General features: G+C 29.0%; 16 protein-coding genes and 1 pseudogene. 8 read left to right on the top strand and 9 right to left on the bottom strand.

The genetic code is table 11. From position 1 onward, the window contains the following. Nucleotides 1-3: 3 nt before the first annotated feature. The 3 genes from CAMP5082_RS06135 to murJ are packed head-to-tail and all read right to left on the bottom strand — an operon-like array spanning nucleotide 4 to nucleotide 4,596. A complete protein-coding gene (locus CAMP5082_RS06135; RefSeq protein ID WP_337206211.1) occupies nucleotides 4-1,767 on the bottom strand; it encodes an ABC transporter ATP-binding protein in 1,764 nt (587 codons plus the stop codon). After that, nucleotides 1,760-3,142: a cysteine--tRNA ligase gene (gene cysS / locus CAMP5082_RS06140; RefSeq protein WP_337206212.1), complete on the bottom strand. Its 1,383-nt coding sequence runs from the start codon at nucleotides 3,140-3,142 to the stop codon at nucleotides 1,760-1,762. Before cysS ends, CAMP5082_RS06135 begins: the two co-directional genes overlap by 8 nt. Beyond that, nucleotides 3,142-4,596 carry a murein biosynthesis integral membrane protein MurJ gene (gene murJ / locus CAMP5082_RS06145; RefSeq protein ID WP_337206213.1) on the bottom strand — a complete coding sequence of 485 codons (1,455 nt, stop codon included), beginning with the start codon at nucleotides 4,594-4,596 and terminating at the stop codon, nucleotides 3,142-3,144. The genes cysS and murJ overlap by 1 nt, the downstream gene beginning before the upstream one ends. Nucleotides 4,597-4,721: 125 nt before the next feature. Here murJ and CAMP5082_RS06150 point away from each other — a divergent pair, with 125 nt between their 5' ends. From CAMP5082_RS06150 to CAMP5082_RS06175, 6 genes are read left to right on the top strand one after another with little or no spacing between them, the layout of a single operon-like run. Then, on the top strand, nucleotides 4,722-6,569 hold the full coding sequence (locus tag CAMP5082_RS06150) for a flagellar assembly protein A (RefSeq protein WP_337206214.1): 1,848 nt from the start codon (nucleotides 4,722-4,724) through the stop codon (nucleotides 6,567-6,569). Nucleotides 6,570-6,574: 5 nt separating this feature from the next. Beyond that, on the top strand, nucleotides 6,575-7,126 hold the full coding sequence (gene ruvA, locus CAMP5082_RS06155) for a Holliday junction branch migration protein RuvA (protein ID WP_263678993.1): 552 nt from the start codon (nucleotides 6,575-6,577) through the stop codon (nucleotides 7,124-7,126). A 16-nt stretch (nucleotides 7,127-7,142) separates the two neighbouring features. After that, nucleotides 7,143-8,183: a D-alanine--D-alanine ligase gene (locus CAMP5082_RS06160; RefSeq protein WP_337206215.1), complete on the top strand. Its 1,041-nt coding sequence runs from the start codon at nucleotides 7,143-7,145 to the stop codon at nucleotides 8,181-8,183. 2 nt (nucleotides 8,184-8,185) lie between these two features. Continuing rightward, entirely contained in the window at nucleotides 8,186-8,401 is a 216-nt protein-coding gene (locus CAMP5082_RS06165) for a type II toxin-antitoxin system Phd/YefM family antitoxin (RefSeq protein WP_012661347.1), read from the top strand. Between the two features lie 2 nt (nucleotides 8,402-8,403). Further along, nucleotides 8,404-9,147 carry an alpha/beta fold hydrolase gene (locus CAMP5082_RS06170; protein WP_337206216.1) on the top strand — a complete coding sequence of 248 codons (744 nt, stop codon included), beginning with the start codon at nucleotides 8,404-8,406 and terminating at the stop codon, nucleotides 9,145-9,147. Beyond that, a complete protein-coding gene (locus tag CAMP5082_RS06175; RefSeq protein ID WP_337206217.1) occupies nucleotides 9,140-10,540 on the top strand; it encodes a UDP-N-acetylmuramoyl-tripeptide--D-alanyl-D-alanine ligase in 1,401 nt (466 codons plus the stop codon). Before CAMP5082_RS06170 ends, CAMP5082_RS06175 begins: the two co-directional genes overlap by 8 nt. Nucleotides 10,541-10,551: 11 nt before the next feature. On the opposite strand, the gene flgH is transcribed toward CAMP5082_RS06175, so the two are convergent. Then, nucleotides 10,552-11,253 carry a flagellar basal body L-ring protein FlgH gene (gene flgH / locus CAMP5082_RS06180; RefSeq protein ID WP_263664106.1) on the bottom strand — a complete coding sequence of 234 codons (702 nt, stop codon included), beginning with the start codon at nucleotides 11,251-11,253 and terminating at the stop codon, nucleotides 10,552-10,554. A gap of 85 nt (nucleotides 11,254-11,338) precedes the next feature. On the opposite strand from flgH, the gene pta reads away from it, so the two are divergent. Both pta and CAMP5082_RS06190 read left to right on the top strand, forming a co-directional pair. Further along, complete coding sequence (pta, locus tag CAMP5082_RS06185) at nucleotides 11,339-12,808, top strand: phosphate acetyltransferase (RefSeq protein ID WP_337206218.1); 1,470 nt, start codon at nucleotides 11,339-11,341, stop codon at nucleotides 12,806-12,808. Between the two features lie 8 nt (nucleotides 12,809-12,816). Next, nucleotides 12,817-14,001, top strand: coding sequence for an acetate kinase (locus CAMP5082_RS06190; RefSeq protein ID WP_337206219.1), 1,185 nt, complete (start codon nucleotides 12,817-12,819; stop codon nucleotides 13,999-14,001). Between the two features lie 28 nt (nucleotides 14,002-14,029). Here the strand turns inward: CAMP5082_RS06190 and CAMP5082_RS06195 are convergent, their stop codons facing one another. The 5 genes and pseudogenes from CAMP5082_RS06195 to CAMP5082_RS06215 form a co-directional block, all read right to left on the bottom strand. Then, nucleotides 14,030-14,800: a MetQ/NlpA family ABC transporter substrate-binding protein gene (locus CAMP5082_RS06195; RefSeq protein ID WP_220516277.1), complete on the bottom strand. Its 771-nt coding sequence runs from the start codon at nucleotides 14,798-14,800 to the stop codon at nucleotides 14,030-14,032. A 68-nt stretch (nucleotides 14,801-14,868) separates the two neighbouring features. Continuing rightward, nucleotides 14,869-16,074, bottom strand: coding sequence for a glycosyltransferase (locus CAMP5082_RS06200; protein WP_263679004.1), 1,206 nt, complete (start codon nucleotides 16,072-16,074; stop codon nucleotides 14,869-14,871). A gap of 9 nt (nucleotides 16,075-16,083) precedes the next feature. Beyond that, nucleotides 16,084-16,746: pseudogene (locus tag CAMP5082_RS06205) on the bottom strand (methionine ABC transporter permease); the annotation flags it as partial. After that, nucleotides 16,743-17,699, bottom strand: coding sequence for a methionine ABC transporter ATP-binding protein (locus tag CAMP5082_RS06210; RefSeq protein WP_263702915.1), 957 nt, complete (start codon nucleotides 17,697-17,699; stop codon nucleotides 16,743-16,745). The gene CAMP5082_RS06210 and the pseudogene CAMP5082_RS06205, both read right to left, overlap by 4 nt. 3 nt (nucleotides 17,700-17,702) lie before the next feature. Then, a complete protein-coding gene (locus CAMP5082_RS06215; RefSeq protein WP_337206220.1) occupies nucleotides 17,703-20,315 on the bottom strand; it encodes a valine--tRNA ligase in 2,613 nt (870 codons plus the stop codon). Nucleotides 20,316-20,362 lie beyond the last annotated feature (47 nt).

The following is a 20,362-nucleotide window of genomic DNA, read 5'->3' on the forward strand; positions in this document are numbered from 1 at the left end:
TTCTTAGTTTTCATTTTCTTTATCTTTGTCAGTTTTTTGTACTTTTTGTTTTAATTTTTGATAAATTTCACAATGTTGCATTAAATAAGCATCATTTCCTATAGAAGCTATTTTTCCTTTATCAAGTACAGCAATTTTATCAGCATTTTCTATAGTGCTAAGTCTATGAGCGATGATGAGTATTAAGCGATCTTTTTTTAAGCTTTCTATAGTTTTTACTATGGCTTTTTCACTTTCATTATCAAGTGCTGAAGTTGCTTCATCAAAAATTAAAATTTGAGGATTTTTATATAAAGCCCTTGCTATAGCAATACGTTGTTTTTGTCCGCCGGAGAGATTTTTCCCATGTTCTTTTAATTCAGTATGTATACCGCCAAGCTCTTGAACAAAATCATAAGCATTAGCTTGTTTTAAAACTTCTATCACACGTGCTTCATCGTATTCTTTAGCATAAGCAATATTTTGAGCTATAGTGTCATTAAATATATAAATATTTTGAGTTACTAAAGAGATATTCTCTCTTAAGCTAACAATATCAAAAGAACTAATATCTTTTTGATTGATTAAAATTTCACCACTATCTTTTTCAAAAAAATACATTAAAAGATTGATAATAGAAGACTTTCCTCCGCCACTTGATCCAACTAAGGCTAGAATTTCTCCTTTGTTAAAAGAAAAATTTACATCTTTTAATACCATTTTATCTTTTTGATAGCTTAAAGAGACATTTTTAAAATGGATATTTTGGATATTTTCTGTAAGTTTTTCATCGCCACCTTTAATTTGCGGTTCTAAATCAGTTAGATAGAAAGTTCTCTCACTTGCTGCTACTGCATTTTGTAATCTTGTATAAAGTGAAGAAAGTCTTTTAATAGGAGTATAAGCCATAAATAAAGCTGTAGTAAAGCTAAAAAAAGATCCTATGCTTAAACTTCCATCAATTACTTCTTTACCACCTATTATAATTACTATTGCAAAGCCAATTGAACCCATAGATTCCATTAAAGGGCTACTCAAAGCTTCGATTCTAATGCCTTTTAAGGAAAGCTTGCAAACTTCACTATTGGTTTGGCTGAATTTTTGCATTTCATTTTTACTTGCATTAGAAGCTTTAATAAGTTCTATATTAGAAAAGATTTCGCTTAATCTTGAAGTAAGATCAGAATTTTTTTCTTGGGTATTGCGTCCTATTTTTTTGATTTTTTTAGCAAAAATAGCAAGAGGGTAAATTGCTAAAGGTAAAATTACTAAAGCAAAAAAAGCAAGTTTTGGACTTTGATAAATCACCACACTTAAAAGCCCAATGGCAGTTAAACTTTCTCTTAAAATTTCAGGTATTATAGTAGAAACTATATTTTGCAAAGCTCCAATATCAGAAGTACACCTACTGATTAATTCCCCACTTCTGTATTTATGAAAAAAACTCATATCTAAGCGCAAAAGATTGCCAAGGACTAATTCTCTTAATCTTCTTAAAATATCTGTTCCAACATAAGATATATAATAAACTTGCATATAAGCACCAAGATTTTTTAAAGCATAAATTAAAATAACAAGCAAAGGCATATAATAAAGCAATTGAGCATTTTTTTCTATAAAAATTTTATTTAAAATAGGCTCTATGATGTATGCACTAGCTGCTGTGCCACCACTGGTTAAAAGCATACCTATAATAGCTAAAACAAAATAAAACCAATAATCTTTATAATAAGGCTTAAAGCGAGTAAAAACTTCTTTAAGCTTCATTTCTTTGTAATTTTTATCCATTTTTCTCCCATACCACACCATTTGGTGTATCCATTAAAAGAATATTCTCTTTGGCTAAATCATCGCGAATTTGATCTGCTAAGGCATAGTTTTTTTCTTGCTTTGCCTTGTTGCGCAGAGTGATTTTTTCTTCTATTTCTTGACATTTTTCTTCACTAATGCCAAATTGAAAATATTTTATAGTATCTATAAAACCTATACCAAAAATAAAAGAAAGTTCTTTTAAGGTTTTTTCTAATTGTATTTTATAAGTTTTATCTTTTGGGTTTTGATCTAAGTAAATATTACTTTCATTGATAAACTCATCAAGTAAAGCTAAGGCTTTAGAGGCATTTAGATCATCATTTAAAACTTCTAAGATATTTTTAGCTACTTCACTTTCTATGGTAGTTTTTTCATCTATAAAAGCATTTATGTTTAAGCGTTTTTTTAAGCGATAAAATTTATCAAGCCTTTTTTTAGCAGCTTGTAAGTCTTCTAAAGCATAGTTAAAATGCGCTCTATAATGCACACTTAAAAGATAAAATCTCAAAACCTCTCCACTAAAAAGTTTTAAAGAATCTTTTAGAAAAAAGCTATTTCCCAAGCTTTTACTCATTTTTTCACTATTAATTTGTACAAAGCCATTATGCAACCAAAAATTAGCTAATTCATGATTGTTTTTACAACGACACTGACAAGCTTCGTTTTCATGATGAGGAAAAAGCAAATCTATACCCCCTGCATGAATATCAAGTTTATCTTTAAAAATACTTTCTATCATTACAACGCATTCTGTGTGCCAACCTGGTCTTCCTTTGCCAAAACTTGCAGGATAAAATTTTTCATCAAATTTCCATAAAACAAAATCGCTATCGTTTTTTTTAGCCACGCTTTCTTCAAGGCGTGATTGATTGTCTTCTAAATTTCTTTTAGAGATATAAAAGTATTTATCATCTTTGCTGGTATCAAAATAAATCCCATCTTCAAGTTTATAAGCTAAGTTTAATTCTAAAAGCTTTTCTATATAAGTAATCATTTGCTCAATATAAGTTGTAGCCTTTGGTTTAAAATCAGGTTCTAAGATATTAAGCGCTTGCATATCTTCTTCATATCTTTTAATATAAAAATTTGTAATTTCTTCTAAGCTTTTACCACTTTCTTGCATTTTTTTTAAGATTTTATCATCAATATCAGTGTAATTTCTAGCAAAAACTACTTCATAATCATTTGCTATCAAAACTCTTCTTAAAAAATCAAAACACACACTACTTCTTGCATGTCCTAAATGCGCATCATCATATACAGTAGGCCCGCATAAATAAATATTTGCTTTTTTTGCCTCATGTGGGATAAATTCGCATTTTTTCTTTAAAACACTATCAAAAAAAATCATTAAAACAAACCTTTAAAAAAATGATAAATTCCAATTAAAAATTGTATTAAAATATCTTTAATTTCAAATAAGCCTAAAGCAAATAAGCTTAAAAATACTATGCTGATAAGCCAAAATTTAACCCTAAAAATACCCCAAAGATTTTTAAAGCCAAATTCTTTTATATTAGCATATAATAAATAAAAAGCACTAATAGATGAAGCTAGTGCAATACCTAAGCTCTTATAAGCTTCTTCTTTAATAAGTAAAATAATCACTATGCTAAAAAATGCTGATATAAAAAGTGTTTTAAAGGCTATTATAGCGGCTATTTTTTGTTTAAATTTAGCATAAAGCCATAAAGAAAAAAGTTTTTGCAAGCCAAAAGGCAAAAGCCCCAAAAGATAAGCTTGTAATAAAAATGCAGTGATTTTTGTATCTTCTTGATTAAAATTTCCTCTTTGAAACAAAAACTCCACAATTTCTTTAGCTAAAATAATCCCAACTATACTAGCTAAAATCAAAAGCACGCTTAAATACTCAAAAGCTTTTTGCATAAAAGCCAAGGCTTTTTGTTCTTCATTTGCTTTTAAATGTCTTAGTATTTTGGGAAAACTTACTTGACTTAGAGCGATTGCAAAAAGAGCTAAAGGAAGCTGAAAAACTCTGTTAGAATAATACAAATACGAAATACTTCCAGCCATTAAAAAACTAGCTATAGTGGTATCTAATAAAGAACTAATTTGATTTGCCGAAGAGCCTAAAAGTCCATGAGTAAATGTAGAGTGGAACTTATCTAAATTAGTCTTTGTTTTTTTAAGTTTTATACTTAAATACATACTTTTTAAAATTCTAGTGTTTTTTAAAGCAAAAATATGCCATATAAGTTGAGCTAGACCACTTAAAACAGTCGCATACGAAAAATAATACAAAGCTTCTAAAGGTTTATCTTGAGTGACAAAAAATCCTGCAATCACAACAAAAAGATTAAAAAATGAAGTAGAAAAAGAAGTGATGAAAAAATTTTGTTTATAATTTAACAAAGAGCCTAAAAAAGTTACTAAAAAGATAAAAAATAAATACCAAAAATTAATAGAAACTAAAGGTGCGGCTAGAATAATCGTTTCTTTATTAAAACCAAAGGCAAAAATTTTTGTAAAAAATTCAGCAAAAAAACTCACTAAAACACAGGTTAAAAAAACAATAATACTAAATTGCAATAAGACATTTATACAAAAAGCACCTTTTTTACTCGCTTTTAAAAAACTTGGTAAAAAGGCTTGTCCAAAGGCTCCTTCAGCGAAAATTCTTCTAAAAAAAGCAGGCATTTTTAAAGCTACAAAGAAAATATCACTATAAATTCCAGCCCCTAAATATAAAGCTAAAACAATATCTCTTAAAACGCCCATAATCCTAGAAAATAAAATTCCTAAGGCATTGATGATGAAATTTTTAAAAATAATATTTTTTCTCATTAATTTTCATTCTTTAAACATTAGTTTGAGTATTATAAAATTTTTTAATAGCAATAATTTTAACTAAATTTTGATTTTATTTTTGCTAAAATCAAAATTTTATACACAATAAGGAAGCTTAAGCTATGGAAGAGAAGAAAATTTTATATACTAAAGACCCTTATAAAGAGCTTTTGATATTTGCTTCTGAAAATAAATGCGAAGTTGATGAACTTGATTTTAGATTGTTAAGTTTTAGTACTTCTTATACTTATGATAATCAAGAATGGATAAAAGTTAATGAAAAAGAATTAAAAATTTTTGAAGAAGATGAAAAATTTTTAATTCATGATTTAAATATAGAGCAAGAGTATAAAATAGAAATTTATTTTAAAAAATTTGCACGCTCTCCAGCTTTTGAGATTAGTTTACATGTTAATGAACTTTGCACTTTATTAAAAGCTAGTGTTAGAGCTAGTGAAGCTATTACTTTTCATGATAAATTAGCACTAGAGCTTTTAGAGGCTATTTATAAAGCGATGATAAAAGAAAAATATTTGCTTGGATTTAGAATTTTTGATTTTAAAAAGCAAATTATTGATTTTAATACTAAAGTTAAAGAAAAGCAAAAATTTGATTTTGAAGTTGAATTTGAAGTATGTAAGGGAGTTAATCCACAAGAGCCTACAAATGAAGAAATTCAATATCATTATCTAGAAAATTTAAAAAAACACAATGATGTGATGAATAGAAATTATGTAGCACCTATAGGAAAAGATGAGGTGGCTATTGAGAGGATTAAACCAAAAGAGGGCAGTGACGGTAAAGATTTAAGATTTAAAATTTTAAAAGCTCTCCCACCAAAAACAAACAAAGAAAAAGTTATTTGTTCGGATAATTTTGAAGTTAAAGAAGATGATGAAAGTATAAAATATATTGCCAAAAAAGATGGCTTTATTATCCAAAAAAAATCTATTTATGAGATAGAAAATTATTTAGAGTTTAACAAGGTTGATTTTAAAAGTACGGGTTCTATTTGGGCGGGTTTTGATAAACAAGTTATCATTGTGATTAAAAATACAAATAGTTTAGAAGATGCAATAGGCCCTAGGATTACTGTTGAGGCTCAGGAGTTAGAAGTTACTGGTAATATGGCTCAAGATTCTGTTTTAAGAGGTAAAAAGGTAATTCTTAAAGGTAATATGCATCATAAAAGCACTATTATAGGGCAAAAGGTTGAGGTTAATATCTTAAGAGGATATTGTGAGGCCGAGGAGGTTTTTGCTGAAACTTTAGAAAATGGTTCTATCAAGGCTAAAAAAGTAAATATTAAAAAGGCTGTGGGCGGAGAGATTATTGCGGATGAAATTTACATACAAGAGCTTGGTGGTAATTGTTTGTGTATTGCTAAAAGCTTGATTCATGTTGAAAAAGTTCAAGGAAGTGGCAATAAACTTGTAATTCAAGATCTCAAAGCTTTTGATAAAGAAAAAAGTGGAGAAGAGATACTTTTGCATATTGAAGAGTTAAAAAAAGAACAAGAAAATTTAGTCAAAGAAATTGAAGAAATCAAGCATACTATCCATGTGAGTAAAGATTCTGTGAGAATTTTACAGCAAAAGGCAAAAGAATTAATGAGTGCAAAAAGAGCTATACCACAAGCTTATAAGATTACTATTAAAGATTTTAATCAAAAGATTGAAAATTTAAATATTTTAGCTAATAAAATAGAAACCTTAAAAGAAGAAGAAAAAGCAAATATAGAAAAGCTTAAAAAAATTCAAGATGAACTTTTAAAATCAAAAATTATTAATAAAAGTGGAAAATGGATGGATTTAAACGAGGTTAAATTTGTTTTATTAAATCCTAGGAAAGAATTAAGCTATCATCCTCATAGTGAAGAAAAAATTCAATGTTTTGAGCTTGAAAAAATAGATACTGAAAATGGGATGAGTGTTTATGAAATTCGCTCTATTAGTAATTACAAGGAATAAGCTAAATGATAGTGGCAATTGAAGGAATAGTGAGTAAAAAAGAACCTACTTTTGTTGTTTTAAAAACTTCAAGTGGGGTAAGTTATGGTGTTTATGTGTCGCTTTTTTGCTCAAGTAATTTTGAAAAAGATCAAAAGGTTGAGTTTTTAATCACACAAATTATCAAAGAAGACTCTCATAAATTATATGGATTTTTAGATATTAATGAGCAAAGAATGTTTGAATTATTAATCAAAATTAGTGGTATAGGAGCAACTACTGCTATGGCGCTTTGCTCAAGCTTAGATACTAATACTTTTTATGCAGCTTTGCAAAGTGGTGATGAGAGTGTATTTAAAAAGGTTCCTGGTATTGGTCCAAAGAGTGCAAAAAGAATTATAGCTGAGTTAAGTGATGCAAAAATCAATATAGAAAATTCCAATCAAGACCAAGCGCAAGCTTTGGCAGCTTTACTTTCACTTGGTTTTAAACAAGAAAATATTTTAAAGGTTTTAAGAACTTGTGAGAGTAAAAATACTAGTGAGCTTATTAAAGAGGCTTTGAAAAAATTAGCATAATAAAAGGAAAAATATAATGATATATGGTGTAATTTTTGGTGCAAATTCTTATGAGCATGAAATTAGCATTGTGAGTGCTGTGGTATTAAAAAAAGTACTCAAAGCGCAAAAAAAATTTATATTTTGTGATAAAAATAAGGAATTTTTTCTTATAGATGAAGAAAAAATGAATGCAAAAACTTTTAGTAGTGGTGCTTATAAAAAAGAAAAAGCCTTGATGTTAAAGCAGGGTGGGTTTTTTATAAAAACCATGTTAGGTGAGAAAAAACTTGACATTGATGTAGCGGTAAATATCGTACATGGAAAAGATGGTGAGGATGGCAAAATAGCTGCTTTGCTTGATTTTTATGGTATAAAATACATAGGACCGCGCATAGAAGCTAGTGTTTTATCTTTTAATAAGGTTTTAACTAAACTTTATGCACAAAGTGTAGGGGTAAAAACACTTGATTATAAGGTTTTAAATTTGCATAAAGAGCAAAATGTATCTTTGGACTTTCCTTGTATTTTAAAGCCTGCAAGATTAGGTAGTAGCATAGGTATAAGTATAGTTAAAGATGAAAGCGAGCTTAAATATGCTAAAGATGTTGCTTTTGAATTTGATGAGGATGTTGTGGTTGAAAAATTTGTAAGCAATATTAAAGAATACAACTTAGCAGGTTGTATGATAGGTGAAAAAATGGAATTTTCTATCATTGAAGAGCCTAGAAAAAATGAAATTTTAGATTTTGAACAAAAATATTTAGGTTTTTCAGAAAGTTCTAAAGTGAGTGAAGCAAATATTAGTGAAGAATTAAAACAAAAACTAAAGGATAATTTTACTAGAATTTATAATCCTTTGTTTAAAGGAGCTTTGATTCGCTGTGATTTTTTTGTGATAGATGATGAGGTTTATTTAAATGAGATTAATCCAAATCCAGGATCATTGGCAAATTATTTATTTGAAGATTTTACTAATACAGTTGATAATTTAGCAAAAAATATAGAGCTAGAAAAGCAAATTAAGATTGATTATGCTTTTATTCACAGCATTAATGGGCAAAAAGGTAAATTATAATCATGGCTACTTTTAGCAAAGATGAAATTTATACTGCAACTGAAGTAGTAAGAAATTTCAGCACTATGCTTGAAAAAACAAAAAAAAGCGAAAACGGTAGAGTGGTGATAGTAAAAAATAATAAATTTGAAGCCGTGCTTTTGAGCTTTGAAGAATATGAGCGTTTAAATGAAGCTGTAATGCTTTTAGAAAAAATTTATAAAGATAAAAAAGGCTAGAAATGGCAAAAACTAGAGTATATTCTAATGGATATTTTTATAATTTAAGCTATGAAATCATCAATCCAAAATGCGAAAAAACAATTCTTATTTTACACGGTTGGGGTGCTAATAAAGAGCTTATGAAACAAGCTTTTGAAAAGTCTTTGAATGATTTTAAACAAATTTATTTAGATTTACCTGGTTTTGGAAATTCAAGCATAGATGCACCTATGGATTCTTATGCTTATGCCAAGGTTGTAGAAGACTTTTTAACTACAATTGAGCAAAAGGCAGATTATTTAATGGGGCATTCTTTTGGAGGAAAAGTTGCGACTATTATGTGTCAAAATGCTAATTTTCAAGGTTTGATTTTACTCTCTAGTGCAGGTGTGGTTTTGCCAAAAAGCTTTAAAGTGAGGTTTAAAATAGCCTTGTTTAAAATTTTAAAAAATCTTCCTTATGGGGATTTTTGGAGGAAATTTTTTATTAGCAAAGACGCTCAAGGCATGAGTGAAGTGATGTATGAAACCTTTAAGAAGGTTGTTAATGAAAATTTAGAAAATGAATTTCAAAAGCTTAAAAACCCTATTTTGATTTTTTGGGGTAATGAAGATAAGGCTACGCCTTTAAAAAGTGGAGCGATTATTCATTCTTTAGTACAAAAAGGAAATTTTTTTGCATTAGATGGGGATCATTTTTTCTTTTTAAAACATGCTGATTTTATAAATGAAAAAATACATGAGGAATTTTTAAAAAATGATTAGTATGATAGCTTTTTTAAGTTTGAATTTTTTATTTGGATTTTATCTGATTTTAGCTTTGCAATGGTATTCTTATAAATTCTCACGCATAATTTTACATTTTGCTAAGCCTTTGTGGCATTTATATTTTTTAATAATTCCTTATTTTGCTTTTGTGTTTTCTTTGTATAGTGGAAATTTTTATTTATATTTTATAGTTTTTGCTTTGTCTTTGTTATATGGTGGATACTTATATAAAAATTTAGATAAAAAGCTAGTTTTTACTGCTAGAATTAAGCGTTATTTTTTATTCTTGTCGCTTTTTACTTTAGTATTTATGCCATTTTTTTGGATAGGTTTGGAAGCTTTAGTAGCTGCATTTTTATTAAGCTTTTTAGTAGAAAAAATAAACCAAAATGCATTTATAAAAAAGGCAAATAAAAAAATTTGTGATAATCCAAATTTAAAAATTATATTAATTACTGCAAGTTTTGGAAAAACAAGTATAAAAAATTTTTTATACGAACTTTTAAAAGATGAGTTTAAGTGTTATAAAACTCCAAGAAGTGTTAATACTTTCATGGGCATAGTAAAAGATATCAATGAAAATTTAGAAAATAATACTGAAATTTATATCGTAGAAGCTGGCGCAAGAGAGCAAAATGATATTTTAGAAATTACAGAGTTTTTAAATCCTCAAATTTGCATAGTAGGTGAGATCGGCTTGGCACATTTGGAGTATTTTAAAACTCAAGATAATATCCGCAGTGCTAAGTTACAAGCTTTAAAATCAAAGCGTTTGGAAAAATACTTTTTACACTCAAGCACTTTATATGAAAATGAATTTTATGATGATTGTTTAAGTGGTGTTAGGGCAAGTTTAGAAGGTTTAGATTTTAAAATAAGATTAGATGATAATATTTATGATTTTCATGCGAATTTATTAGGTGCTTTTAATGCTTATAATATTAGTGCGTGTATTTTACTTGCTCATTATTTAGGAATTAAAATAGAAAATATTATAAAAAGTGTATCAAATTTAAAAGCAGTAGAGCATCGTTTGCAAGTGATTTCTAAAGAGCCTAAATTTATCATAGATGATGGTTTTAATGGAAATTTTAAAGGTATGAGTCAAAGCTATGAGCTTTGCAAAAGCTATCAAGGAAGAAAAATTTTGGTAACTCCTGGTATAGTTGAAGTTAATGAAGAAGAAAATATAAAATTATGTAAGATAATCAATGAATGTTTCGATTTTGTAATTATTACTTCAGAAGCTAATAGCGCGATTTTGCAAAAACATATTACATTAGATTTTTATGTATTAAAAGAAAAATCTCAACTTGTGCAAGCTTTATCAAAATTAACCCAAAATGGAGATTTGATTTTGTTTTCTAATGATGCGCCAAGTTTTATGTAAAACCATTTAGCTTAAAAAGGCCAAATGGTTTCCATGAATTTTGTCCCCCAAGGCTTACGCGTTGATTTATCTATATCGCCTTCAGTTTTATAAAGAATTTTTGCATCAGCTATGTATTTACTATCTATCATGTTATCTTGAGAAATATCGTAAGGCCTTATAACCCCGCTTAGCTGAATGATTTGTTTTTCACCATTAATTAAAAGCTCACGACTTCCTTCTATAAAATAATTTCCATTAGATAAAACTTTAATCACTCTAGCAGAAATGGTGGTTTGGAAATTTTCACTTCTAGTTTGGCTTCCTGTGCCTTGATATTGTGAAGTGCTTGCTGTAGTATAACCTATATTTGTATAATCATTGATAAAATCTCTAGCTTTGCTAAGTCCAGCACCAGTGGTTACTTGTCCTCCGCCTAAATTAACATTATTGTTTTTACTTGTAGCTTTAGAGCCTTGCGAGTTTTGTGTAGCATTTTCTCTAATGACTACAGTAACTAAATCATTTACATTCATTGCTTTTTTATCAGAAAATAAAGGATTATCTCCTTTGCCAAATAGCGATCCAGGATTGCTTTGGGTGTTATGATTTTGTTTAGGAGCTAGTTCTTCTACATAAGTTGGAGGTTTCATGTTAATATGTGGATCGACTGTGGCACTACAACCAAACATTACAAAAGGTAACAAGTAAAAATTAACATTTTTAAATTTCATAGCTTTATAACCTTATATTATTGTGATGAATTTTAAAATTATTATATTACAAAAAAACAATTATTTTGTTAAAAAAGAGGAAAAAATGAAATCCATGTTTTTATTAAATTGTGTTGATGAGAAATTTTTAACACAGTCTTTAGAAAAAGTTCAAGGTAAAATAGCTTTTTATTTTCCTGTTTTTTGTGAAAAAAATAAAGAAAAAATTGCTTTAATATGTTCAAAAACCAATTTTAAGCTAGATTTTTTTAGTAGTTTTGAAAAAAATAATTATCAAAGCAAATTTACTCAAAATTCAAATGATTTTTTTAAAAAAATTATTGAAGATTTTGAAAAAATAAAAAATAAAAATGATTTTGTTATAGTGGTTGGAGTAGATGATTTTGGCTTGATGGGAGATTTGAGTTTAAATATAGCCTTAGCTAAAGAGCTAAATGCTCCACTATATGCAAAAAGTCAAGATGAAAATCATACTATGTTAAATTTTTTACTAAGTCAAAAGCTTAGCGACTTTGTTTTGTTAAAAGAAAATGAAGATTTTACTCAAGATTTATTACAAGAATATACCTATAAAACTCAGGCAAGATTTTCTTATGAGCTTTTTGAAAAAGCAAAAGCAGATAAAAAAGTAGTGGTTTTGCCTGAAAGTTTTGATGAAAGAGTATTAAAAGCTAGTGAGTTTTTAATGCAAAATGAGATTGTTGATTTGATTTTGCTAGGCGATAGCAATGAAATTTGTGCTAAAGCTAATAGTTTAAATATTAACATCGATGGTGTACGTATTATAAATCCTAAAAATTCTCAATATAATGAAGAATTTGAAGAGCTTTTGTATGAAGCTAGAAAAAGTAAAGGTATGAGTAAAGAAGAAGCTAAAAAGCTAGTGCAAGATAAAACATATTTTGCGACCTTGCTTGTACATACTCAAAAAGCGCATGCTATGGTAAGTGGTGCGAGTACAACTACTGCTGAAACTATTCGTCCTGCCTTGCAAATTATCAAAACAAAACCTGATGTAAGTTTGGTTTCTGGTATGTTTTTTATGTCTTTAGAAGATAAGGTTTTGGTTTTTGCTGATTGTGCTGTTATGCCAAATCCAACTCCTGAGCAACTTGCTGAAATTGCTTATGTGAGCGCAAATAGCGCTAAAGCTTTTGGGCTTGAACCTAAAGTGGCTTTGCTTTCGTATTCTAGTGGAGATAGTGGAAGCGGGGCTAGCGTGGATGCAATTAAAGAAGCTACTAAAATAGCTAAAGAAAAACATCCTCAACTTGAGCTAGAAGGTCCTATACAATTTGATGCAGCATATGATATGCTAACAGCAAAAAGTAAAATGCCAAATTCTAAAGTAGCAGGAAGAGCAAATGTATATGTGTTTCCTGATTTAAATGCGGCAAATATTTGCTATAAAGCAGTTCAAAGAACGGCAAATTCTTTAGCGATTGGTCCGATTTTACAAGGTCTTAAAAAGCCGATTAATGATTTAAGTAGAGGATGTTTGGTAGAAGATATTGTTAATACTGTGATTTTAAGTGCTATTCAAGCACAAGAATAAGGAGAAAAATGAAAATATTAGTTTTAAATTCAGGTTCATCTTCAATTAAATTTAAGCTTTTTGAAAAAGATGAGGCTTTAGCATCTGGTTTGGTGGAAAAAATAGGCGAGCAAAGCTCTAAAATAGAGTTAAAAGATCTAAAAAGTGGTCAAAAATACAAAAAAGAATTAGCGATTAAAGATCATGAACAAGGTATTGAATTAGTAAATGAATTATTTGCTCAAAGTGGAATTTTGCATGATTTAAATGAACTTGATGGATGTGGACATAGAATAGTTCATGGAGGCCCAAATTTAACCAAGCATTGTTTGGTAGATGATGAAATTTTAAAAGAAATTGATAGAGTTGCTCACATAGCACCTTTACATAACCCTGCGCATTTAATAGGTATTAAAACTATGATAAAAGCCGCTCCAAAAGTTCCTAATGTGACAGTTTTTGACACAGCTTTTCATCAAAGTATGCCTGATTATGCTTATATGTATGCTTTACCTTATGAGTTTTATGAAAAACACCAAGTTAGAAAATACGGCTTTCACGGTACATCACATTCTTATGTAAGCAAGCAAGCTGCACATATATTTGGTAAAAATATTAATGAATTTAATGCAATTAGCGCTCATCTTGGAAATGGTGCGAGTGTTTGTGCTATAGAAAATGGAAAATGTGTAGATACTTCTATGGGCTTTACACCGCTAGAAGGTTTGATCATGGGAACCAGATGTGGAGATATTGATCCTGCTGTATTACCATTTTTAGCAAAAGAATTAAATTTAAACCCATCTGATTTAGACACTATAATGAATAAAAAAAGTGGGGTTTATGGAATTTGTGGGTTTAATGACTTTAGAGATATTGAAGCTCAAATTGAACAAAATAACGAAAAAGCAAGACTTGCTCTTGATATGTTTTGTTATCGTTTGAGTAAATATATCGGTTCTTATTTTGCGATTTTGCCTAGAGTTGATGCATTGATTTTTACAGCTGGTATAGGTGAAAATGATGATATTGTTAGAGCAAAAGTTTGTCAAAGACTAGCGCATTTAGGATTTGATATAGATTTAGATAAAAATGCACAGCTTAGAAATGGTGAGATTAGTAAAAAAGACTCTAGAATTAAAATTTTAATTGTTCCAACAGAAGAAGAATTAGAAATAGCTAAAATTACCACAGAGCTTATTAAAAATAAATAACCTTGAGTTTTAAAACTCAAGGTTTGTTTTAAAATGCAGGGACTACCGCACCTTGGTATTTTTCATTGATAAAGTCTTTTACTTTTTGACTTTGCAAAGCCTTTACTAAAGCCTTGATTTTAGGATTGTCTTTATTATCTTGAGTGGTTACTAAGATATTTGCGTAAGGACTTTCTTTGCTTTCTATTAAAATAGAATCTTTCACAGGATTTAAGTTTGCTGATAAGGCATAGTTTGAATTAATCACTGCAAAATCAACATCATCTAAAGCTCTTGGAAGTTGTGCTGCTTTTAACTCTTTAAATTTGATATTTTTTGGATTATCTTTAATATCAAGTGGAGTTTTTAATGCAGCATTTTCAAAACTAACGAGCTTGGTGCTAGCGATAATATCCAAAGCTCTACTTTCATTTGTCGGATCATTTGGTACAGCTATGGTAGCATTTTGTGGAAGATCTTGGATGTTTTTATATTTTTTAGAATAAACTGCCATTGGTTCGATGTGAATTTTTGCAACGCTAATTAATTTTGTACCTTTATTAGCATTAAACTCATCTAAATAAGGCTGATGTTGGAAAAAATTTGCATCAAGTTCTTTACTATCTGTACTAAGATTTGGCAAAACATAGTCATTAAATTCTTTAATTTCCAATGTGTAACCTTCTTTTTTTAGCAAATCTTTAGTTTGTTCTAAAATTTCAGCATGAGGAACAGGTGTTGCACCTACAGTGATAACTTCATTAGCAAATAAACTTGCACCTAAAATTGTGCTTGCAGCGAGCAATTTTAACAATTTCATTTTAACTCCTTTTTATAGTTTAAAATGCTTGATTATATTATAAAAATATTAATAAGATAAGAAAAGTTTTATTTTTGTTTGTTTTTATATTCTTTGGCAAAATGTTTAAGTTCTTTTATAAATTTTATATAACCACCTTTGTGCCAATTTTTTTGAGCCTTAATGAGAGCTTGTCCGATTTTATAAGAATAAGTATTTTGATTTTTAATACCTTCGCTTTTATAATCATCATAGCTTGATAAAGGTGGAAGTTTAAGATAAGGTTTTGTTTTTAAATCTTTTTGATATTGCTTGGCAAGTTTTGTGTGTTTATAGTAAATCTTTAGTAGAGTAAAAGGTAAAAAAGGAATTTTTTTCTTATTTTTAGTACATTCTATAAAAGCATAACCTAGTTTGTATGATAAATGATATCTTATTCTTGCTTTTGCTTGAGTGTTAATAGCTTTTATTCCATCTAAATATCTACTTCCACCAAGTTTTAACCATTTTTCATAATACTCTTGCCATTTAGGCCATGTTTGATTGCATAAAACATTATTCCAAAAACGATTATTACTACCTTCAGCATGTGTTATAGAAGCTTTTTGTGATAAATTGGTTCTATAATCAATATTTCCATTATAAGTATCTTTTAAATCTTTTATTTTAAATTTGTGTTCTAGCACCAGTAGTGTAAACAATCCTTGATCGTTTAAATTTTGAATGTTTTCGTTTAAATGTTTATATATAAATTGATAACACTGCAAAGGATTAGGTATAAGATCGGTAAAGACTAAAATTCCAGTTAAATACGTACGTTTTTGATGATGCTCTTTTTTTGCAGGCAGGCTTTCAAGAAGCAAAGTTTTACCTAATCTTGCACCAAAATGATATTTTCTAGCTCTTAATTTACTAAGTTCATCTATACTTTTTAAAAGTAAAACATCAAAATCAAGATAAATAATACTTTCGCATTCATCTAAAAACTTAAAAGCTTCAAATCTTGCAAAAGCCATATGCGTCCATCTTTTTAAGAAAAATAAATTATCAATATCGTTTTGATTTTTACTAAGAGTGGCTAAAAAATCTTCTTGGGTAAAAGGAATAAATTTAATTGTTTTGTTTTTAACAATTTTTTGCATGATATTTTGATCATTCAAGCTAAAGCCATCATGTAAAATATAAAATACATCTACCTTCTCACCCATAACATCCATGATGTTAATGAGTAGAGTTCCTATGGTAAAGCTTGAATTTTTAGTTGCTGCTAGCAAAATACCAAGTTTATGTTTCATTGTTTATCTTTTGGTGATTTTATAAAGAATATTTCCTATAAATTGTATGATTTGCACTAAGACAATTAAAATCACAACAGTTTGAATCATAATATCAGTTCTAAAACGTTCATATCCATAGCGAATAGCCACATCACCCAAGCCACCACCACCAACAGTTCCTGCCATAGCGGAAAATCCAATAACAATAATTAAAATTAAAGTAATACCATTAATAATACTTGGCAAAGCCTCGCTAAACATAACTTTAAAGATGATTTGTGCTTTGCTAGCTCCATAAGATCTTGCTGCTTCAATGATAGCAGGATCAATTTCTTTAAAAGCACTTTCAATCATTTTAGCTAAATAAGGTGCAATTCCTATGGTAAGTGGCACTATTGTAGCAGTTGTACCTATACTAATACCAATGAGATATTTTGTAAAAGGACTTAAAACTACAATGAGCACTAAAAATGGAAAAGATCTTAAAATATTGATAATAAAATCAAGCACACTGTAAATACTTTTATTTTCCCATAAGCCGCCTTTATCAGTAACAGTAAGTACAATTGCAGGGATAAGTGCAATTAAAAAGGCTAAAAAAGTGGCTGTAAAACTCATATAAAGAGTTTCCAATAATGCTGGATAAAGTATATTTTCAAAATTTCTTAAAATTGTTTCTAAGTTCATTATACAAGCTCCCAAATAACGCCATTTTCTTGTAAATAATTTAAAACTCTTTCTTGATCTTTAGCTTCTATATTGATTACCAAATTTCCTAAAGCATTGTTGTTTAGTTTTTCTATCTTACCCCAAACTATATTAAAATCAATATTTAAACTTCTAGCCATGTGAGTGATTATGCTTTGATTTGCTTTTTCTTTACAAAAATATAAGCGCACATTGACTCCATTTTGTGGTAAAAAATCACTTTCACCTAGGAATTCACGCATTTTTTCACTTGGCTTTAAAAATAAATCTTCAATTTTCCCTTGACCTATGATTTGTCCATGCTCTAGCAATACAGCCTTTTGTGCTATTTGTTTTACTGCTTCCATTTCATGGGTTACTAATACTACACTGATGTTAAATTCTTGATTGATTTTGGCAATAAGCTCTAAAATATTGTTTGTAGTATTTGGATCAAGCGCAGAAGTAGCCTCATCGCTTAGTAAAATTTTAGGATTTAAAGCAAGGGCTCTAGCTATGGCTACTCTTTGTTTTTGCCCACCACTTAGCTCATTTGGATAAGCTTTGCTTTTAGCTAAAAGTCCCACAAGATCTAAAAGTTCATTAACTCTTTTTTGAATTGTGCTTTTGTCAAAATTATGAATTTCTAAAGGCATAGCCACGTTTTCAAATACATTTTTTCTGCTCATAAGTGCAAAATGCTGAAAAATCATCCCTATATCTTTTCTAAATACTCTTAACTCTTTTTCTTTTAAGGTAGCTATTTCTTTACCAAAAACCTCTACGCTACCGCTTTGATAATTTTCCAAACCATTAATACATCTTAGCAAAGTTGATTTTCCTGCCCCGCTGTGTCCAACAAGAGCATAAATTTCTCCTTCTTTAACTTCTAAAGAAACATCATTTATAACTAATTCTTTGCCATAATATTTTTTAAGATTTTGTATTTTTATCACTTATTAGCCTTCTAAATTAGAAATTTCATCATTGATTTTTTCAAGTTGAGTTTTAATGCTTTCAAGTTGAGTTTTATTTTGCTCAACAACCGCAGCCGGTGCATTAGAGATAAATTTTTCATTTTTCATCATAGCATCTAGCTTGTTAAATTCTTTTTCAAGTTTTGTCTTTTGACTATTAAGCCTATTTAAAACACCGCTTAAATCAAGATCTTGAGTTGGTATAAATACTTCTAAATTCTCACTTACATCTCTGATGGATTTTTCTAAATTTGTACTAATAAATTCGATGTTTTCACATTTTGCAAGTGTTGAGATAAAATTAGTGTAATTTTTTAACTCAGCCATTAAACTCTCATCGTTTAATTTTATACAAGCTTTTTGAATTTTTGCATTTGCAAGTTCTACTAAGGTTTTTGCACGGCGTAAACTCACTATACTTTCTATAATGATATTAAATAATTTTTCTATTTTTTCATCTCTAGAATTAAATTTAGGATATCTTGAAATCATTATAGACTCATGAGTTTGGATAGAAGTTTTACTTAACTCATGGTATAAATACTCACTAATAAATGGCATAAAAGGATTTAAAAGCTTTAATGCTTCTTTAAAAATGCTTCCAAGTTCTTTTATACTTGATTTTTCAGCCTTACTAAGCTCGATCCCCCAATCACAAAATTCATCCCAGAAAAATCTATACAAAGTATTTGCCGCATCATTAAAACGGTAGTTGTCTAAATTTTCTCTTGTTTCTTTTACGCATACTTCAAAACGAGATAGCATGTATTTTGCCAAGTTAGTTTGAATTTTACTTTTATTTAAATCTTCAAATTTTTCTTCATTTAAAAGTAAAAATTTGCTTGCATTGTAAAGCTTGTTGGTAAAATTTCTAACTTGTATGAGTTTGTCATTGCTTAATTTTATATCTCTACCTTGGATAGCTAAAAGAGCAAGAGTAAAACGCAAGATATCAGCACTGTATTCATCCACACTTTGCACAGGATCAATGACATTGTCTAAAGACTTACTCATTTTTCTACCTTGCTCATCTTTAACCAAAGCATGCAAATATATATCTTTAAAAGGAAGCTCACCTAAGGCATTAGTACTTTGAAACATCATTCTTGCAACCCAGAAAAATAAAATATCAAAGCCGGTGATTAATAAAGAATTTGGATAAAAATCTTTTAAATCATCTTCATGCCAAAGTGTGTTTTTGCCCCAGTCTTTATTACCCCAACCTAAAGTACTCATAGCCCAAAGACCAGAAGAAAACCAAGTGTCTAAAACATCAGGGTCTTGTTTGAAATTAGTACTTTGGCATTTTGGACATTGACTTGGAGTTTCTTCGCTTGCCCATTCATGAGAACATTCACAATAATACACAGGAATTTGATGACCCCACCAAAGTTGTCTTGAAATACACCAATCTTTTAAATCTCTCATCCAAGCATTAAAACTATTAATCCAATGTGCAGGGTAGAATTTACTTCCACCAAGATTAACTTTTTCTATACTTTCTTTTGCGATTTCATTTTTTACAAACCATTGTTTAGAAATGTAAGGTTCTACTACATTTTTACAACGATAGCAATATCCTACTTGATTAGTATAGTCTTCTATTTTTTCAACAAAACCCTTTTCTTGTAATTCTTTTATAATAGTATCTCTTGCTTCTAATCTTTCTAAGCCTTTAAAATGCAAGCAATGTTCATTTAAAATACCTTTTTCATCAAAGATAGTAATAAATTCCAGTTTATGTCTTAAGCCTACTTCGTAGTCATTATGATCATGTGCTGGGGTTACTTTTACAAAACCTGTACCAAATTCCATATCTACATGCTCATCAGCAATAATAGGAATTTTTCTATCTATTAAAGGTAAAATGACATTTTTGCCTATTAAGTGTTTAAATCTTTCATCGTTTGGATTAACCATCACAGCACTATCGCCAAAATAAGTTTCTGGTCTTGTGGTAGCTACTACGATGTATTCTTGAGAATTTTCTAAGAAATATTTTAAATAATATAATTTTCCTTTATTTTCTTTGTGTTCTACTTCTATATCACTTAATGCTCCATCATGGGTGCACCAATTTACCATGTAATTTCCACGCATAATAAGCTTTTTATCATAAAGATCTACAAAGGCTTTTTTTACCGCATTTACTAAACCTTCATCCATAGTAAAGCGCAAACGACTCCAAGCAGGAGTGATACCTAAAATTCGCATTTGCTTAACTATGGTACCACCGCTTTGTTCTTTCCACTCCCATACTTTTTTTATAAATTCCTCTCTACCAAGTTCTTCTTTTTTAATACCTTGAGCTAAAAGTTGTTTTTCTACAACATTTTGTGTTGCAATCCCTGCATGATCAAGCCCTGGTTGGTAAAGGGTTTTATAACCATCCATTCTTTTATAACGCGTTGTGATATCTTGTAAAGTACAAGTTAGAGCATGACCTATGTGTAAAACGCCTGTTACATTAGGTGGTGGCATCATAATACAAAAGTTTTTGCCTTTTTCTTGAATTTTTTCATTGCCGTTGATTTCAAAATATCCGCGTTCTTCGCAAATTTTATAATATTCTTTTTCTAGTGATTTATCATACATAATTGCTACCTTGAGAATGAAAATAAATTGTTATGTTAGCTTAAAAT

Origin of the sequence: Campylobacter sp. LMG 17559 (assembly GCF_024723605.1) — a bacterium.
Taxonomy (GTDB): Bacteria; Campylobacterota; Campylobacteria; order Campylobacterales; family Campylobacteraceae; genus Campylobacter_D.

Coding starts and splice junctions, on each gene's coding strand:
- CAMP5082_RS06135 (WP_337206211.1), bottom strand. CDS start 1,767: ATGGATAAAAATTACAAAGAAATGAAGCTTAAAGAAGTTTTTACTCGC.
- cysS (WP_337206212.1), bottom strand. CDS start 3,142: ATGATTTTTTTTGATAGTGTTTTAAAGAAAAAATGCGAATTTATCCCA.
- murJ (WP_337206213.1), bottom strand. CDS start 4,596: ATGAGAAAAAATATTATTTTTAAAAATTTCATCATCAATGCCTTAGGA.
- CAMP5082_RS06150 (WP_337206214.1), top strand. CDS start 4,722: ATGGAAGAGAAGAAAATTTTATATACTAAAGACCCTTATAAAGAGCTT.
- ruvA (WP_263678993.1), top strand. CDS start 6,575: ATGATAGTGGCAATTGAAGGAATAGTGAGTAAAAAAGAACCTACTTTT.
- CAMP5082_RS06160 (WP_337206215.1), top strand. CDS start 7,143: ATGATATATGGTGTAATTTTTGGTGCAAATTCTTATGAGCATGAAATT.
- CAMP5082_RS06165 (WP_012661347.1), top strand. CDS start 8,186: ATGGCTACTTTTAGCAAAGATGAAATTTATACTGCAACTGAAGTAGTA.
- CAMP5082_RS06170 (WP_337206216.1), top strand. CDS start 8,404: ATGGCAAAAACTAGAGTATATTCTAATGGATATTTTTATAATTTAAGC.
- CAMP5082_RS06175 (WP_337206217.1), top strand. CDS start 9,140: ATGATTAGTATGATAGCTTTTTTAAGTTTGAATTTTTTATTTGGATTT.
- flgH (WP_263664106.1), bottom strand. CDS start 11,253: ATGAAATTTAAAAATGTTAATTTTTACTTGTTACCTTTTGTAATGTTT.
- pta (WP_337206218.1), top strand. CDS start 11,339: ATGAAATCCATGTTTTTATTAAATTGTGTTGATGAGAAATTTTTAACA.
- CAMP5082_RS06190 (WP_337206219.1), top strand. CDS start 12,817: ATGAAAATATTAGTTTTAAATTCAGGTTCATCTTCAATTAAATTTAAG.
- CAMP5082_RS06195 (WP_220516277.1), bottom strand. CDS start 14,800: ATGAAATTGTTAAAATTGCTCGCTGCAAGCACAATTTTAGGTGCAAGT.
- CAMP5082_RS06200 (WP_263679004.1), bottom strand. CDS start 16,074: ATGAAACATAAACTTGGTATTTTGCTAGCAGCAACTAAAAATTCAAGC.
- CAMP5082_RS06215 (WP_337206220.1), bottom strand. CDS start 20,315: ATGTATGATAAATCACTAGAAAAAGAATATTATAAAATTTGCGAAGAA.